The organism is Mucilaginibacter psychrotolerans (genome assembly GCF_004519315.1).
GTDB classification, from domain to species: Bacteria; Bacteroidota; Bacteroidia; order Sphingobacteriales; family Sphingobacteriaceae; genus Mucilaginibacter; species Mucilaginibacter psychrotolerans.
This window is the reverse complement of sequence record NZ_SOZE01000005.1, coordinates 49,190-65,149: the sequence shown is the minus strand read 5'-3', so window position 1 is coordinate 65,149 and position 15,960 is coordinate 49,190. Positions and strand designations below refer to the sequence as shown.

At 45.8% G+C, this 15,960-nt stretch carries 16 protein-coding genes and 1 pseudogene; 11 read left to right on the top strand and 6 right to left on the bottom strand.

Going from position 1 to position 15,960, the window contains the following annotated elements; genetic code table 11:
- Positions 1-35: 35 nt before the first annotated feature.
- From E2R66_RS07160 to can, 4 genes are all read left to right on the top strand, one after another.
- Positions 36-368: a hypothetical protein gene (locus E2R66_RS07160; RefSeq protein WP_133228333.1), complete on the top strand. Its 333-nt coding sequence runs from the start codon at positions 36-38 to the stop codon at positions 366-368.
- A gap of 141 nt (positions 369-509) precedes the next feature.
- Entirely contained in the window at positions 510-2,120 is a 1,611-nt protein-coding gene (locus E2R66_RS07155; RefSeq protein ID WP_133228336.1) for a SulP family inorganic anion transporter, read from the top strand.
- A 15-nt stretch (positions 2,121-2,135) separates the two neighbouring features.
- Complete coding sequence (locus E2R66_RS07150) at positions 2,136-2,870, top strand: carbonic anhydrase (RefSeq protein ID WP_133228338.1); 735 nt, start codon at positions 2,136-2,138, stop codon at positions 2,868-2,870.
- Between the two features lie 222 nt (positions 2,871-3,092).
- A complete protein-coding gene (can, locus tag E2R66_RS07145) occupies positions 3,093-3,767 on the top strand; it encodes a carbonate dehydratase (RefSeq protein WP_133228341.1) in 675 nt (224 codons plus the stop codon).
- Positions 3,768-3,894: 127 nt separating this feature from the next.
- Here can and pruA read toward each other — a convergent pair whose 3' ends face one another.
- Complete coding sequence (gene pruA / locus E2R66_RS07140) at positions 3,895-5,532, bottom strand: L-glutamate gamma-semialdehyde dehydrogenase (protein WP_133228343.1); 1,638 nt, start codon at positions 5,530-5,532, stop codon at positions 3,895-3,897.
- Between the two features lie 713 nt (positions 5,533-6,245).
- Between pruA and E2R66_RS07135 the strand changes: the two genes are divergently transcribed.
- Positions 6,246-7,178, top strand: coding sequence for a hypothetical protein (locus tag E2R66_RS07135; protein ID WP_133228346.1), 933 nt, complete (start codon positions 6,246-6,248; stop codon positions 7,176-7,178).
- Between the two features lie 382 nt (positions 7,179-7,560).
- Positions 7,561-8,205 (top strand): hypothetical protein, encoded by a 645-nt coding sequence (locus tag E2R66_RS07130; RefSeq protein ID WP_133228348.1) that lies wholly within the window; start codon positions 7,561-7,563, stop codon positions 8,203-8,205.
- Between the two features lie 84 nt (positions 8,206-8,289).
- Here E2R66_RS07130 and E2R66_RS07125 read toward each other — a convergent pair whose 3' ends face one another.
- Positions 8,290-8,976, bottom strand: a complete 687-nt coding sequence (locus tag E2R66_RS07125) for a DUF4369 domain-containing protein (protein WP_133228351.1) — start codon at positions 8,974-8,976, stop codon at positions 8,290-8,292.
- 253 nt (positions 8,977-9,229) lie between these two features.
- Here E2R66_RS07125 and E2R66_RS07120 point away from each other — a divergent pair, with 253 nt between their 5' ends.
- Positions 9,230-9,706: a T6SS immunity protein Tdi1 domain-containing protein gene (locus E2R66_RS07120; RefSeq protein WP_133228353.1), complete on the top strand. Its 477-nt coding sequence runs from the start codon at positions 9,230-9,232 to the stop codon at positions 9,704-9,706.
- 144 nt (positions 9,707-9,850) lie between these two features.
- Here the strand turns inward: E2R66_RS07120 and E2R66_RS28935 are convergent.
- From E2R66_RS28935 to E2R66_RS07105, 3 genes and pseudogenes are all read right to left on the bottom strand, one after another.
- A pseudogene (locus tag E2R66_RS28935) lies at positions 9,851-10,393 on the bottom strand (arylesterase).
- A 321-nt stretch (positions 10,394-10,714) separates the two neighbouring features.
- Positions 10,715-11,074, bottom strand: a complete 360-nt coding sequence (locus E2R66_RS07110; protein WP_133228356.1) for a helix-turn-helix domain-containing protein — start codon at positions 11,072-11,074, stop codon at positions 10,715-10,717.
- Between the two features lie 161 nt (positions 11,075-11,235).
- The gene (locus E2R66_RS07105) at positions 11,236-12,573 is read right to left on the bottom strand and encodes an MBL fold metallo-hydrolase (RefSeq protein WP_133228359.1); all 1,338 of its coding nucleotides are present in this window, start codon (positions 12,571-12,573) and stop codon (positions 11,236-11,238) included.
- A 250-nt stretch (positions 12,574-12,823) separates the two neighbouring features.
- Here E2R66_RS07105 and E2R66_RS07100 point away from each other — a divergent pair, with 250 nt between their 5' ends.
- The 4 genes from E2R66_RS07100 (at position 12,824) to E2R66_RS07085 (ending at position 15,333) form a co-directional block, all read left to right on the top strand.
- Positions 12,824-13,492 carry an FtsZ/tubulin family protein gene (locus E2R66_RS07100; protein WP_133228361.1) on the top strand — a complete coding sequence of 223 codons (669 nt, stop codon included), beginning with the start codon at positions 12,824-12,826 and terminating at the stop codon, positions 13,490-13,492.
- A gap of 55 nt (positions 13,493-13,547) precedes the next feature.
- Entirely contained in the window at positions 13,548-14,441 is an 894-nt protein-coding gene (locus E2R66_RS07095; RefSeq protein WP_133228363.1) for a helix-turn-helix transcriptional regulator, read from the top strand.
- 219 nt (positions 14,442-14,660) lie between these two features.
- Entirely contained in the window at positions 14,661-14,888 is a 228-nt protein-coding gene (locus E2R66_RS07090) for a UPF0175 family protein (RefSeq protein WP_133228366.1), read from the top strand.
- A complete protein-coding gene (locus E2R66_RS07085) occupies positions 14,872-15,333 on the top strand; it encodes a DUF3368 domain-containing protein (RefSeq protein WP_133228369.1) in 462 nt (153 codons plus the stop codon). Before E2R66_RS07090 ends, E2R66_RS07085 begins: the two co-directional genes overlap by 17 nt.
- A 411-nt stretch (positions 15,334-15,744) precedes the next feature.
- Here the strand turns inward: E2R66_RS07085 and E2R66_RS28775 are convergent.
- Positions 15,745-15,960: hypothetical protein (locus tag E2R66_RS28775; RefSeq protein WP_204985880.1), on the bottom strand; the 216-nt coding region annotated here is incomplete at its 5' end.

Here is a 15,960-nt window from a genome sequence, read left to right as displayed (position 1 = left end):
TTTTCTGTATCCATATTTTACTATATTTGCCACGCATGAAAGCAAGAGAGTTTAAACTTTCGGTAGTTATTTTGTTTATGAGCATCTTTGTTGCAAAGATGGCCATATCCATAGCGCCTGCTTTTTTGTGCCTGGATAATAAAGCAGTGAATGCGGTTATTATGCAACTGGAGCACGAATCCAAAACCGAAAAAGAAGATCCCGAAAAGGATACCTTTAAAGAAAAAAAGGTTTTTGACGAAAACTTCATGCATTTTGTTGCATACAGAACATTTGTTGTTGAAACCAATGTACTGCACAACCAGGAAAATACACTTTACGCGCAAGTCTATCACCCGATAGTACCCACCCCTCCACCAAACGCTTAATTCTAATTGCCGGTTAGCGATGCTGACCGGGCAAAAACGCTGTACGTTTTTATGCGTACGCTCAAATGGCATTCATTGTATGCTTCTGCTTCGGCGTGGCTGATGTTTGTTTAGTCCCCAACACATTCTAAAAATTCTAATATGCAAATTAATCAAGGAGGCATCGCCGGAGGCGATCTTAACCTGAAAAAGTATTTCCTGTCTAAAAACCTCAAAAAAGACCTGCCTGCAAGTATCGTGGTATTCTTGGTGGCATTGCCCTTATGCTTGGGCATAGCACTGGCATCGGGCGCGCCACTTTTCTCGGGCTTATTGGCAGGCATTATTGGTGGCGTTGTTGTTGGCATGCTAAGCGGCTCGCAACTGAGCGTAGCCGGGCCTGCAGCGGGCTTAACCGTTATTGTACTTAATTCAATTACTAAACTAGGTTCGTACGAGGCGTTTATGTTGGCGCTGGTAATAGCCGGTTTGATGCAGATGCTGTTAGGCATTATTAAGGCGGGTACCATCGCTAATTATTTTCCATCCGCCGTAATAGAAGGTATGCTGGCTGCGATAGGTATCATTCTCATCATGAAACAGCTGCCGCACGCCGTTGGTTACGACAAAGACTTTGAGGGCGATGAGGGTTTTGCTCAGATGGATACACACAACACGTTTTCGGGAGTGTACAGGGCACTTGCAAGGGTAAATTACGGTGCCATCATCATCAGTTCGGTATCCATACTATTGCTTATTTACTGGCCTAAAATAAAAAGGGTAGCTATAGTGCCCGCGCCCTTATTAGTAGTAATAACAGGGGTGGTGCTTAGTCTTTTATTTAAAGGAACGAGCCTTGCACTGGATACCGATCAATTAGTAACTATCCCGGTAGTGGCCAACGGAAGCGACTTTTTTGGTTTGTTCAAAACGCCCGATTTTTCGCTCCTCAGCAAGGTTGACCTGGTGCAGTTGCTGATAACGGCCGGTACAATAGCGGTAGTGGCAAGTTTAGAAACTTTACTCAGCCTGGAGGCTGTAGACAAAATAGATCCTATTAAAAGAATATCACCTACAAACCGCGAGCTGGTTGCTCAGGGGGCTGGCAATTTAGTGAGCGGTTTGCTTGGTGGTTTACCTATGACAGCCGTTATCGTGCGGTCCTCAGCAAACGTTAACGCAGGCGCGCGTACAAAGGTGAGCGCCGTTGTGCATGGCGTATTGTTATTGTTATCGTTGCTTTTTATACCCAGGCTCATCAATTTAATCCCGTACTCGTCGCTTGCGGCTATATTACTGCTAACTGGGTATAAGTTAACCCGCATTGGCTTGTTCAAGCATATGTGGCATAAGGGGTTGAATCAGTTCATACCTTTTGTGGTAACCATCATAGCCGTGTATTTTACCGATTTGCTTATAGGCGTGGGTATAGGTATGCTGGTAGGCGTATTTTATATACTGCGCACCAACCTGCGCAACCCATATTTTTACCAGATAAGCACCAAAGGCGATAAAAAAACAATCACCATAAGGCTTGCCGAAGAGGTGTCTTTCCTGAACAAGGCCGCCATACAGGTAACATTGACCAGCTTGCCCAAGGGTAGCGATGTTATTATAGATGGCTCCAACTCCAGGTACATAGATCCCGATGTGCTCGAAACAATCCATAATTATAAACACAATGCTTACACTAAGGGGATCATCGTTCAACTGATTGATATTAAAGACAGGTACGATGTGCCACCCTTCGAAGAATTAATTTACAAAGCTTAATTAAAAACATTCCATATGTCGACCATAGAAAACAAAAACGGCAGCAGCCCTAGCCTGAAGCCAACATTAGATGTAAGCCAGATAAAGCTTGCACAAAAACATAGCTACGAAAAACTGAAAGAGGGCAACGCAAATTGGGTAAGTACTCGTCTGGAGGAGGACCCTGAATACTTTACCAAGCTGGCGAAGGGCCAAAGCCCCGAGGTGTTATGGATAGGCTGCTCAGACAGCCGCGTACCTGCCAACGAAGTTACTGGCACCAAGCCCGGCGAAGTGTTTGTGCACCGCAACATTGCCAATGTATGCAACCATACCGATATGAACATGCTGAGCGTGCTGGATTATGCTGTAAACGTATTGAAGGTAAAGCATGTAATTGTTGCCGGCCACTATGGATGCGGCGGCGTTGCAGCCGCGCTTACCCACAAGCAGTTCGGTATTATTGATAACTGGCTGCGCCACATTAAAGATGTTTACCGCCTGCACAGCAACGAGCTTGACCGAATAACCGATCAAACCCAAAAGGTAAACCGCTTGGTGGAGTTGAACGTAACTGAGCAGGTTTACAATTTGTGCAAAACATCTATCATACAAAACGCCTGGATGGAACGCCAGGACTTGGAAGTGCACGGTTGGGTGATAGATTTAGGCAGCGGCAAGGTTAAAGACCTGGGCCTAAGCAGCAGCAGCCCGGATAACCTGGGCTATTTTTACGAGCTTGACAGCACAGAGGCATTAGCCGTGCACTAACGATTCTCATTGTGAGAGGTTTAAGTTTAACCCCCGGTTTGCGCGATGCAACCCGGGGGTTTTTTGTTGGATATGCAGCTATAGCGGTATTATAATGGGCTTAGGCTATTTATGCTATAAATTATTCTTTTTAGAGTACTTTTAGCAGCTTTATAATACGATGCTTCCTTGCAGAGCAAAGTACCGTTGACGTGATAACATCCACAAGAAACAAATAACACTATGTGCCCAAAACACCTCATACACGATACCAGCCATATTACCTACGAGAGCCTGCTGGAGGGTAACCGCCGCTTTGTTGAAGAAACGCTGCAGGAAGACCCTGATTATTTCACTACGCTGGCCAATGGGCAAAAACCGCCGATTTTGTGGATAGGCTGTGCTGACAGTCGCGTACCGGCCAACCAGATAACCAATACCAACCCGGGCGAGATATTTGTGCACCGCAATATTGCCAATATGGTGATACACACGGATATGAATATGCTTAGCGTATTGGATTATGCGGTGAACGTACTACAGGTGCGCCACGTAATTGTAACCGGCCATTACGGCTGCGGTGGCGTGATCGCCAGCATGAGCAATAAACAATTTGGACTTATAGACAACTGGTTGCGCCACATTAAAGATGTTTACCGTGTGCACGCCCGCGAATTAGATGCCATAGAAGACGAAACAAAGCGCGGCGACCGCCTGGTTGAACTGAACGTGATTGAAAATGTAAGCAATCTGTGTAAAACATCCATCGTGCAAAATGCCTGGGAAACCGGCCAGGAATTGAACGTACACGGTTGGGTGTATAGCCTCGCTACCGGCATTATTACCGATATGAACGTGAGTGCCGACAACAACTCTAAACTGGATGAGGTTTTTAGGTTTAGCCCCCCGGCCCCCTGAAGGGGGAGCAGAAGTTTCTCTGTCCCTGATGATTGCCCAAATATAAAGCCCGAAATATCTAAATTTCGGGCTTTGTTTTGTCTATGCTAATCAAAAGCTCCCCCTTCAGGGGGGTGGGGGGCTCAGCTTAGCGCTCCGGCTCCAAAAACGGATACCTGTAATCCTTTGGCGAATCGAAGGTTTCCTTAATCGTCCTTGGTGATACCCAGCGCAGCAGGTTTATCATGGAGCCTGCTTTGTCATTAGTACCGCTTCCACGGGCACCGCCGAATGGCTGCTGGCCTACTACGGCACCGGTTGGTTTATCGTTGATGTAGAAGTTGCCGGCAGCATTGCGAAGTTTGTAGGTAGCATCGGCAATGGCGTAACGGTCTTGCGACAACACCGCGCCTGTTAAGGCATAGATCGATGTTTTATCGATGATGCTTAACGTCTCATCCCATTTATCATCCTCGTAAACGTAAATGGTGAGTACCGGGCCGAAGAGTTCCTCGCACATGGTAACGTAGTACGGGTCCTGCACCTGCAGTACGGTTGGCTGCACAAACCATCCCTGGCTTTTATCGTAACCGCCGCCGGAGATGATTTCTACGCCTTCGTCTGTTTTAGCAGCATCAATGTATTTAGCCAGTTTATCAAAGCTTACTTCGCTGATTACCGCGTTAACGAAATTCTCGAAATCTTCCGTCGGACCCATTTTAAAGGTGGCCATTTCGCGCTGCATGTGCTCTTTAACCGCAGGCCAAAGGCTTGCCGGGATGTAAGCACGGCTGGCTGCCGAACATTTCTGTCCCTGGTATTCAAACGCGCCGCGTAACAAGGCAACGGCAACCGCATCGGCATTGGCGCTGGGGTGAGCCAGTACAAAATCTTTACCGCCGGTTTCGCCAACAATGCGCGGGTAGGTTTTGTATTTGTGTATGTTGGTACCAATAGTTTGCCAAATGTGCTGGAAAACCTTGGTAGAACCGGTGAAGTGGATGCCCGCAAAATCGGGGTGGTTAAATACCACATCGCCAACTTCAGGTCCATCGGCATAGATCAAATTGATCACACCATCCGGCACACCGGCCTCTTTAAATATTTGCATAATTACGTTGGCGGCGTACACCTGTGTATCGGCAGGTTTCCAAACCACTACGTTGCCCATCATGGCTGCGCTGGCTGGCAGGTTACCCGCAATTGCCGTAAAGTTGAATGGCGTAAGCGCGAAAACGAAGCCTTCCAGAGGGCGTTGCTCTAAACGGTTCCAAACGCCTTTGCCCGATACTGGGGGCTGCTGGGCGTAAATCTCCGTCATGTACTGCACGTTGAAGCGCAGGAAATCGATCAGTTCGCAAGCCGAATCTATCTCGGCCTGGTAAGCATTTTTGCTTTGGCCAAGCATAGTGGCCGCGTTCAGTTTGTAGCGGTAGGGGCCGGCAATCAGGTCGGCGGCTTTTAAAAATATGGCTGCACGCTGCTCCCAGGGCAGTTTTTCCCAGTCGGCTTTAGCGGCCAGGGCAGCATCAATAGCGGCAGTAACGTGTGTTTTATCACCGTAGTGGAATGAGCCCAACAGGTGTTTATGATCATGTGGGGGGCGAAGCTCTACCAGTTTCCCGGTGCGTACTTCATCCGCGCCAATGTACATGGGTATATCCAATTGCTGTGCGCGGGCATCGGCAAGGGCCGCTTTAAGCGCTGCACGTTCCACACTGCGCGGACCGTAGTTTAAAACAGGCTCGTTTACCGGCGCCGGAACATTAAAAAATCCTTTTAACATAGGTAATGATTTAAAGCCGCAAAGATAAGGGGAAATATATAGATGTGCGAATTCAGTTTGCAGTAGGCGGATTGCGGTGGGCAGTTCAACACGTCGTATTTCTGATAGCGCGGGCATCGGGAATAGGATAGGGGGCTATTACGCTTAATGTCTGAACCCTGATTCGCATGATTATTTGATTTCCTGATGCATATCCTTAATCCCTCCCACATTGCCCAAATAAGTTAGCCAGCCACCTTCATTGCCGTCGGTTTTAACCGACGATAGATAGGGTAATTTGAAAAGCAAAGGCAGTGTTGCTTCGGCATCGCCAGTCCCGCTATTCTCTCCAAGCCGCTGATAGAAGCGGGCTTTACGCTGCTATCGGGTTTAGTTAACGCGGGCTTGTGCTCAGGAATCCTTGTCTTGCTAAGGAACGAAGTATCTATTCACACCCATCCTTACCACAACGGCATTGCGGGGCGCAAAGACAACCGACCGAAGGGAGCTCATTGATGCCTGAAAAAGAAAAATTAAAAATATCAATAATCCTCGATAGGCAGGGCGACTTGCAAATCGGCAATCTTAAATTCGGGCCACAATTCGGGGACATTTGCGAAGGGATTGCGTAGTGCCTGCAATGATATGGTCGTGTTTTTATTGCAAATTATCCACCTCTCACCACTCCAACTCATCTGCCTAATACATATATTGCTAACCTAAATCTATCGACCATGTTTTCCTTCCTGAAACGAAAAAAACAGCCTGAAGTGCCCAACTGGGCATCGTTTTTCAAGCCTGATGAGTACACCAGTTTCTTAAAAGAAATAGAAAAATACTTCTATGATAAAAACATTACCTACATCATGGGTGATGGCGAGATAGTTGCAGGCCCTAACGATTTCGAATTCGACAGGCTGGGCTTGGTGAATGTTGCCCAGATGTGCAAGTTTGATGAGGATAGGACATACAGCCAAGTGGTTAACGACCACTTCGAAACCATGATCCGTGCGAATAAATTCGATAAAGAGTTCCGAAAGGTAATTGGCAATTATGAGGAGGTGAAACAATACCTCGCAGTACGGTTATATGATGAAGTTTACTTTTCCGCAGTAGGTAAGGAGAACACTATCGGCAAACATTTTGTGGCTAATATCTACATGGCGCTAGTCTTCGATTTGCCCGATGGTATCAGCTCAATAACACCCGAGCAGGGGCAGGAATGGGACCAGGGGTTTGAGGAACTAATAGCTACCGGTATCAGCAACGTGAAGGCAAATTGCCCGATAAGCACCTTTCAGGAAGATTTCGACGGAACTATTATCTGGCTTGCAGAAGGCGACCACTTTTTTACCGGCAATATCGTTTTCCATCTGGAGAACTATCCTCAGCTGATAGGGGCGCATGGCTCGCTCATAGGCATACCGCACAGGCATGGCGCAATCATTTACCCTATAAACGATATTGATGTAGTAAATGCCATCAATAAACTGATACCGCTCATAAACGGCATGAACCAGGAAGGTCCGGGTTCTATCAGCAACTCCTTGCTGTGGTACACAAACCAAGGGTTTGAGGATTTGCCCTATAAAATTGAAGATAATACCATCCAATTTTACCCAACGGACAAGTTTACAGCAATGCTGAGTTTTTTAGCAGGGGAGTAGCACCTTAGTTCCGCCAGCCCCGCTATTCGCTGCTAGCCACTGATAGAAGCGCTTTTACGCTGCTATCGGGTTTAGTTAACGCGGGCATGTGCTAAAATGAAGCATCTAATCGCCACCCCTCATCACCACATCGTCATTGCGAGGCACGAAGCAATCTCTATGCAAGCAGAGCGGCCTTACAATCGACAACCTTGCATACGGTGGGGACACGTGTGGCAGAGGGAAGAATTGCTGAAATGCCAAATCCGAAATCGACCTTCGGAAACCCGAATAAATGCATAATGCCCTACCGTCTTTTCTCTCCACTTCCAAATCCACAATGCATTTTAAAGCCTAATTTTGTATTTTAGTACCCATAAGCCTCAATTACAAATTCAAATCAATGAGTATTAAACTTAAACCTGTATTCGGTAAAATTATTACCTTTTTATCAATTGTGCTGTTTGCAAGTTGCAGTAGCAATGTAAAAGAACGGGGCCAAGCAACTGATAGTGGTACGGTTAAATCGACTAAGCCCCCGATAGCACAAGATGATAGCATAGGGCTGGCGAGTGACGACATTACCCCATCACAGGCGGAAGAGCGGATACGGCTGGAAGGCACTTACGATAACGTGGAGGTTATAGACACCGTTTTCGATAGCGGCAAAGAACGCATTGGATTGCGTGTGAAATATTACTGTTTAAAGGATAGTAATATCGTAATCCCAAAAAGGTATTATGATGCCGAAAATCCAACAGATTTTATAACCCATCCTTTTGTGTCTAATGTGATATTACTAAACGGCACTGATACCGTTTTAAACAAGCAATTTACCGCCAAAGATTTTTACCCGTTTTTTAAAGACCCATTTGTTGGGGCCTTAAAAAAATATGGCAGCCTTTTGGGGCCGGGTGTGTCGCATCGTAACGATGAAGATAGCTTTGAGGTGAGTTATTCCCTTTCCATCCCGGCGACTGATTTGGGTATTCCGGTAGGTGTGATTATACAAAAGAACGGCGATTACAAAATTAAGACGGGTTATTGATTTCAGTACATGGCCGATGTTATCGCCGGCACAATCGCAACGCCGACGAGGCTGGAACTTTCGCCAACCATAGCTAAACGATCTTTACTTACTATTATTAAAAACACTTTGCCCGTAACCCGTCTGCTGCATTTTAGGACTAAGTGAGTTGTACATTTCTAAATAGTCTTCCTTTTTCAAAACCTCTTTAAGCGTGCAAAAGTTGGGTATCAGCGCGCCAACAATTTGCCTGCGGTATTTGGCCACATACGCTTTCAGCAGGGGTACTCTTTCTTTTAAAGTAATGGCGTTTAATTCCTTACCAACTTTTTTGCGGCTGGCGGTATCTCCGTTGGCCACGTAAACGTCGTAGCTTTCCTTTAGTTTATCCCATCGCGCCAGCAGGGCTTTATCTTCCTGTAGATAATTTTTCAATACCAGATCGGCGGTGGAGCCTTTTACTTTTATGCTGTCGTACTGGTCGGCAGTGCCGGTGATTTGTATGGTGCCGGGCTCAACCAGTATGTCGGCCAGTTTACCAGTGGTTTCTGTGCTGCCGTTTTTTAGCTTCAGTATCTGGATAAAATAGGGCTCTGTTATCGCATCTTCATAGTAAAACTTTTGTTTGCTTACTTTCACTTTGGCACCCTCCACTTTATCGCCTTTAAACTTCAGTATCAACAGACTATCAACACTCAGGCCCTTTACGTTGCCTTTTAGTTTATACGTTTGTGCAAGGCAAAAATGAGATGCCAGTAAAAGCGCTGTGCAGATGGTAGTGTGTAGTTTCATTATTTGGGGTTTTTGTGATGTAGTTAATAGGCAAAAAAGGTATCAGGTTTAACCATTACCCAAATATAAAAACTGTTTTCAAATTGTATAGGTTTAAGTGTTTTTGCCTGGCTAAAATGCATGGAAGAGGGATGATGATAAGGCGTTATTGTAATGTCTGTAAGCAGGATGATTACACCAAGCCCTGGTAAACAAAAAGGATAAGTAAAGCAATGTAATCTTATTTGTAACTTATGCCTTTAATTAAACAAACATGGACCTTCATTTAGATGACCTGACAATCAATATCTCGAATATAAATTTAGCCGATTTAAGGAAAAGTTGGGACTGGTTAATAGCCGATATGACAGCAATTCTAATGATATCCAAATTGGGCGATATGTTTCTGAAAGGAAAGGATGACGCCATATATTGGCTGGATACAAGTAGTGGCGAACTAATGAAAGTCGCCGGTAACAGCGACGAATTTGATTTGGCACTGCAAGATGACGACAATATTGATAATTGGTTTCTTCCACGCTTGATTGAGGCGCTTGAAGATAGTGGCCAAATATTGGCTAAGAACCAAGTTTACAGTTTTATTAAGCCACCGGTAATAGGTGGCGAATACGGAGCAATTAATCTAAAAACTACTGATGTAAGCGTCCATTTTGCTTTTACAGGGCAAATTTTAGAGCAGATAAAGGATTTGCCCAATGGAACAAAAGTTACCATCAAACTGGTTGATTAGATGATTATAACACATCAGCCCATGATGGGAGGTATCACCGCACCATCGAAATGCTTTTACGGTTGCATATTCAGCCTATGGTCGGTGTTATCACCGCACCATCGAAATTCTCATAAGGTTGCATATAGTTAACTTTAGAAAAAACTACAACATCCCCTTCAGCACGGGCCAAACTAAATCTGCCGCTACTTTGTACCCTTCGGCAGAGGGGCGCACCCTGTCCCATAAATTCAAATGCTTTTTACCCGCTACGCCTTTTAGCAGCAAGGGCACCGACGCCATGTTTTTGGCATTGGCCAGCCGGGGATAAATGGTGCTGAACTGCACGGCCATGTCGCCACCCAGAAACACAGGTATCTCCATGCCCAGCATCACCAGTTTTGCCTGTGGGTATTTGGCCTTCACTTTATTAATGATGGCTTGCAGGTTTTGTGCGATAACGTTTGGCGATACGCCTCTACGGATATCGTTGATACCCAGCTCCAGCACAAAAATAGCTACGGGTTGGCTCAGCCATTAATCCAGCCGCGCACGGCCACCAGCGGTGGTATCGCCGCTTTGGCCGGCGTTAGTAATGTGGTATAGCGTGCCCGCGGCTTTCAGTTTTGCGCCTATCAGTGCAGGGAAGGATTGCGAGGACTCATCGGCAAGCCCGTAACCCGCAGTTAAGCTATCGCCGAAGAACAAAATATGCTGAATGACTTGTTTAACGCCATAAAGTTGCAGATGTTTTAGGGGGCATCAGTGTAAACCTGCCGTGGTATTAGTGTTTCGCTTTAGCATAAATAAGTGTTTCGCTTATTTATGTTTGACATTCATAATATACTAATAATGAATATATTGTGGGTTTTAATGAAAGGACAGGGGTGTTTCGAAATGTTTCGCTTTTTTGCTTAATGTATTGATAATCAATAGTAAACGAATTTTGAGTTGTTTCGCTTACAAAAGCGGAACACCCGCAACGATTGTCTCGTCCTGAAAGCCCGGATTAGCTTTTTTTACGCCCGCTTACCCTGCGGCCTTTTGCTGTTCAGCAAGGCCTTTAATTTCCTGTAGTTCGAGCTCGTAGGCGCGCATGCGGGCGTGGAGGATATCTACCTCGGTACGTAGCATCTGTATTTCTGTAATAAGCTTGGCCGATTCGGGCTTGTGGATGTTTTTTTCGCCGGTGCCCAGGATGAGCCACTCGGGTGAGTATTTAAGCTGAAAGCATAGCTTGCTGATGAGGTAGTAGCTGATGTCCTGCTTTTTGTTGATCACCTTGCTAATGAAACCCTGATCTACACCTATAGCGTTGGCTAGGGCAAGCTGCCCGCCATGCTCCTTTACAATAACCTTAATCCGTTTTACAACTGCGTCGTCCGACATAATCTTTCGCTGCAATTATAGCGAATAGTCCATAGTCTATGGTCAATAGTCTATAGAAAAATATATATTGACGTTTGGCTATAGCGAAGTCCATAGTTTATGGTCGATAGTCCATGGAAAATATGCTTTTCGGCTATCGACTATGGACCATCGACTATTGTCTATAGACTAAACTCCTTCACCGCCTCGCTTAAATCATAAACCGGTACGGTTTTTATTTTGGCGGCGATGATGCTGGCTGCGGCGGCAGAACGGTAGCCAGCTGCACAATGTACCACAATTGGTTTGTCCGTCGGAATTTCGTTCAAGCGTTCGCGCAATTCGGGCAGAGGGATGGGTAGCGCATTGGCAAATAGCTTGCCGGCGTTTATCTCGCCACGGTTGCGGGCATCGATAATGGTATAGTTATTTGGATGCGCTTTAAATTCTTCTTCGTGGAAAGTTACTGATTTCTCCGTGGCATCTTCAGGCGTAAGCAGGGCTGCTTTGATGTTCCTTTCGTAGCCTATCTTGGCCGCCTTGCGGATTACGATATCCAATTCCACTTCGCTGTTAGCTATCAGGTAAAACGGCTCATTAGGTGCAACTACCGAACCCAGCCAGGTCTCGAATTTTTCGCCATCCTGCAGGTTGATACTGCCTTTTACGTGGCCCTTACGGAACAATGTGTTAGGGCGGGTATCTATGATCAAAATCCCTTTTTCCAAATCGGAATTACTGTCGACCCTTGCCACGTGGCTGATGCTTTCCTCAAAGCCGGGGGCGCCAGTTTTATTCAGTTCTACATCGTAGCCAAAGTATTTGGGCATAAAAGGCTGGTCGGCCATGAGGGTTTGCACGAATTTCAGCTCGTCCATCAATTGCAGGGCGTAGTTCTCGCGCAGCTCCTTGCCGATGGTGGTCTGTAAATCCGGGCTCATGCTTTTGCCACAGAGCGAGCCGGGGCCGTGCGCCGGGTAAACGGTAACGTCCTTATGTAGCACCATCAGTTTTTCGCGGGTGCTGTGGTACATATCGCGGGCAAGTTCTTCTTTTTTGGCAGTGATATTGCCGACGTTCTCGCGCAGGTCCGGGCGGCCGACGTCGCCGGCAAAGAGGGTATCGCCGGTGAATACGGCGCAGTCTTTACCTTTTTCGTTTTCCAGCAAAATACAGATAGAATCGGGCGAGTGGCCGGGGGTGTTGATGGCTTTCAGCTTTACATCGTCCAGCTTTATTACGTCACCGTCGTCGAACGTTTGGTGCGGGTATTCTGCACCGGCCAGTTTGCTTACGTAGATAACCGCGCCGGTAGTTTGGTGTATTTCCAGGTGCGAGCTTACAAAATCGGCATGGGGGTGGGTCTCTATCACGCCCAAGATATCGGCGCTGTGGATCTCTGCAAAATCGTAATAAGGTTGTGGGTCGCGGGCAGGGTCTATCACCACCATGCGACCATTGCGGATGATGGCGTATGATGCATGGGCCAGGCCCTTATCGTAAAACTGGTTAACTATCATAGCGGATTGTGGCCGCAAAGATAATGTTTAGCGCGAAATGATGGGGGAGGAGAATGTTGGATGGAGGTAAAGATTATTGCAGCAAAGTGTTTCACTTAATTTGCCTGACCAAGGCGAAACAAAAGTGCGATAAACCTAATTTTATAATTTAAGCTACTTATAATAAAATAGTTATGATTATATTTTTATTTTTTACTACGACACGGTTTGTCGTACATGGCCCCTAATTTTGTGTTGAAACAACAAAAGAATGAAACGACGAGACTTTTTCAACACTACCACGCTCGCCCTAACAGGCAGTTTAGTGTGGCCATTCACAACAAAACCCAAGCCACCCGGGGCTAAAGTTTGCCTCATCGGCGTTGGCACGAGTGCCTGCCGTATTGCCGCAAAAATCTGCGGAAATCTGCGTTTTTCTGTGAATTATCATGGCATCGACAGTACAAATAATGTTAATTCGGAGGGGAATATAACCTGCTGGTACGAATCGCAAATCACCAGCCGTTTTTTACCGGACCAAAGCAGGCTGGAAGAACAATTAGCAGCCGACTGGAACCACAACATCGCCCGCCCATATTTTCAATCGCAGCCCAGCTACATTACTGGTGATATTATCCTACTGGCCAATATGGGCGGTAAAACAGGTAGCCATGCGGCTTGTATGTTGGCGCAGTATTTAGATAAAATTCCTGGTAACCGGGTAAGGGTGGTGGCATCCATGCCTTATGGGTTTACATGGCACCCAACCGGGACCAACTTAGCCGCAAAGTGCGTAAATGTGATTAGGGAGGCGGGCGTGCCGGTAACTGTTTTGTACTTCCCCGAAATATTTAAAAATACCAACCTGTTTTTAAAGGAATGCTACCATAAAATGGATGAAATATTGATTGAAAATATGAGCGCCATGCTGGGAGAATAGTATATATTAGTTTAATCGCCATTTTTGAAATAAGCTTAAATAACTAATCCCCCCCATGTCCGCCCTACACCCCATCCTCCGCCACATTTCCCTTATCCAATTCCTTCAAAGTAAGCGCCTTGGTGCAAGTTTGAAACAAATAGGGGAGTATATAGCGGCAAGGATGTGTATCGATGGCGATAAATATTTGGATCGCACTTTTCAACGGGATAAAAAGGCAATATTGGATAATTACAAGGTTGATATTGCGTATAACCCTGCTGATAAGCTGTACCGTATCGTAAACACCCCTGCCGAAGTTGGCCGGCAGGCCATGGAGGCCTTTGAGCTGCTGAATGCCGTATTGCAAACGGAAGATTTTGCCGGCAGGGTATTGTTCGATCATCGCCGGGCGCAGGGTATGGCGCATTTTCAGCCCCTGTTAAATGCCATTAAAAAGTGCGTGTTGGTGAAATTCAGGTATCAAAAATTTGATGAGGAAGCGTACAGCCAGCGCCTTGCCGAGCCTTATGCAATGAAGGAGTTTAAAGGCCGCTGGTACCTGATGGCGCTGGATATGGCCGATTTGCAAACCAAAACATTCGGGCTGGATAGGATGAGCATGCTGGAGATTACCAAAAAGAAGTTCGACTATCCCGAAAGCTACAACCCGCAGCAATTATTTGAAAACTGTTTCGGCATCACCTCACCGTACCATGGGCAGCAGCCCGAAGAATTGGTACTGGCCTTTTCGCAACAGCAGCATCGGTACGTTACCAGCTACCCGCTGCACAAAAGCCAACGCGACATCAAAGGACCGAATGGAGAGATACTCACCGTGCTGAACATCTGCCTCAACTACGACCTGGAAATGGAACTGCTAAGCTATGGCGACCAGGTAAAAGTGCTGTCGCCCGAACATTTTGCAAAGCGTATAAAACAGCGGCTTAAAAGAGCTGCGGAGCAGTAGGCACATTGCGGGCAGGGTCTATCACTACTATGCAGGTATTGCTGATGAAAGCGTATGATGCTAGGCCAAACTCTTATTGTAAAGCTGGGTATTATCATAGCCGATTGTGGCTACAAGCTCATGTTTCGGGCGCAATGGTGGGAGAGGGGAATGTTGAGCGGGGTGAAGAATTGGGTTTGGAATTTTACCTGATATTTTATTATCCGTATATTTACCATTATGACAACGATAACCCTGCAAGTACCCGATAGCCTTGGCGAGTATCAGAATGATACCGTGAGGTTTATCGCTGCAAAATTGTACGAGTCGGGCAAACTTTCTTTGGGCCAGGCTGCCGATATGGCAAGTTTATCCAAACGTACTTTTGCTGAATTGTTGGGCGATTATGGCGTTTCCTTGCAAAATTATCCTGTTTCTGAGATGCTTAGCGATGCCGACGGAATATAAGATAGTTATTGCTGATACCACTTGTTTTATACTGCTCGACAAAATTGGTGAGTTAACACTTTTAAAAGCTCTTTTTGGGCAAGTAATTACTACAGCGGTAATTGCACAGGAGTTTGGCACACCGCTACCTAAATGGGTAATAATACACAATGTAAAAGATACCCATTTTCAAAACTCGCTCGATATCGATGCTGGTGAAGCCAGTGCTATCGCACTTGCGATAGAATCAGAAGCGTCTCTTCTTATTTTAGACGACAACAAAGGGCGAAAAGCTGCACGCAAATTAAATTTACACGTTACCGGAACGTTAGGCGTACTTTTAAAAGCAAAACGAACTGGCATCATCGCCGCCATAGGACCGATAATCGAAAAAATACGAAAAACTAATTTTTGGTATTCCGAAGAAGTATTGCAAGAAATGCTTTCGCTCGCTAATGAGCTATAATCCCTATTTATTAAACCACCTCAGCACTACCGATAATCTCGATAATTTAAGCAAAGCTGCCAGGAAACGATTTACAGGGATTGTTTTCATATCTGTGCTGCGATACACTTATAAACGCCCTGCAGGTAAATTATTATCTCAGGAGCTTATAAATACTCATTCTTAATAGTGGTAAGCCTCTAAATGCATCTGCGGCAAATCGCTTATGAAATAATTTGCAATATACCGATGGGTTTTAAACCTCGAATGTTCGGCGCATAGTGGTCAAGCAGTTACCGATTGATTTGAAACTAGCTAACCCCGAATGCAGCTGTATTCCGTCGACTAAAGTCGACGGCAATGAAGGTTGGTTTGCAGTGATGGGCGTAAATCCTATAGTGATAAATTGATGCACCTTCATTGCCGTTTCATTTATGGAACGGATAAGTTGCAATGAAGCTGGGTTTGCGGTGATAGGCTTAAATCAAGTATAGTAAAAAGCAATTCACCTTCATTCCCGTTCCATTGTATTCCGTCGACTAAAGTCGACGGCAATGAAGGTTGGTTTGCAGTGATGGGCGTAAATCCTATAGTGATAAATTGATGCACCTTCATTGCCGTTTCATTTATGGAACGGATAAGTTGCAA

Coding starts and splice junctions, on each gene's coding strand:
- E2R66_RS07160 (WP_133228333.1), top strand. CDS start 36: ATGAAAGCAAGAGAGTTTAAACTTTCGGTAGTTATTTTGTTTATGAGC.
- E2R66_RS07155 (WP_133228336.1), top strand. CDS start 510: ATGCAAATTAATCAAGGAGGCATCGCCGGAGGCGATCTTAACCTGAAA.
- E2R66_RS07150 (WP_133228338.1), top strand. CDS start 2,136: ATGTCGACCATAGAAAACAAAAACGGCAGCAGCCCTAGCCTGAAGCCA.
- can (WP_133228341.1), top strand. CDS start 3,093: ATGTGCCCAAAACACCTCATACACGATACCAGCCATATTACCTACGAG.
- pruA (WP_133228343.1), bottom strand. CDS start 5,532: ATGTTAAAAGGATTTTTTAATGTTCCGGCGCCGGTAAACGAGCCTGTT.
- E2R66_RS07135 (WP_133228346.1), top strand. CDS start 6,246: ATGTTTTCCTTCCTGAAACGAAAAAAACAGCCTGAAGTGCCCAACTGG.
- E2R66_RS07130 (WP_133228348.1), top strand. CDS start 7,561: ATGAGTATTAAACTTAAACCTGTATTCGGTAAAATTATTACCTTTTTA.
- E2R66_RS07125 (WP_133228351.1), bottom strand. CDS start 8,976: ATGAAACTACACACTACCATCTGCACAGCGCTTTTACTGGCATCTCAT.
- E2R66_RS07120 (WP_133228353.1), top strand. CDS start 9,230: ATGGACCTTCATTTAGATGACCTGACAATCAATATCTCGAATATAAAT.
- E2R66_RS07110 (WP_133228356.1), bottom strand. CDS start 11,074: ATGTCGGACGACGCAGTTGTAAAACGGATTAAGGTTATTGTAAAGGAG.
- E2R66_RS07105 (WP_133228359.1), bottom strand. CDS start 12,573: ATGATAGTTAACCAGTTTTACGATAAGGGCCTGGCCCATGCATCATAC.
- E2R66_RS07100 (WP_133228361.1), top strand. CDS start 12,824: ATGAAACGACGAGACTTTTTCAACACTACCACGCTCGCCCTAACAGGC.
- E2R66_RS07095 (WP_133228363.1), top strand. CDS start 13,548: ATGTCCGCCCTACACCCCATCCTCCGCCACATTTCCCTTATCCAATTC.
- E2R66_RS07090 (WP_133228366.1), top strand. CDS start 14,661: ATGACAACGATAACCCTGCAAGTACCCGATAGCCTTGGCGAGTATCAG.
- E2R66_RS07085 (WP_133228369.1), top strand. CDS start 14,872: ATGCCGACGGAATATAAGATAGTTATTGCTGATACCACTTGTTTTATA.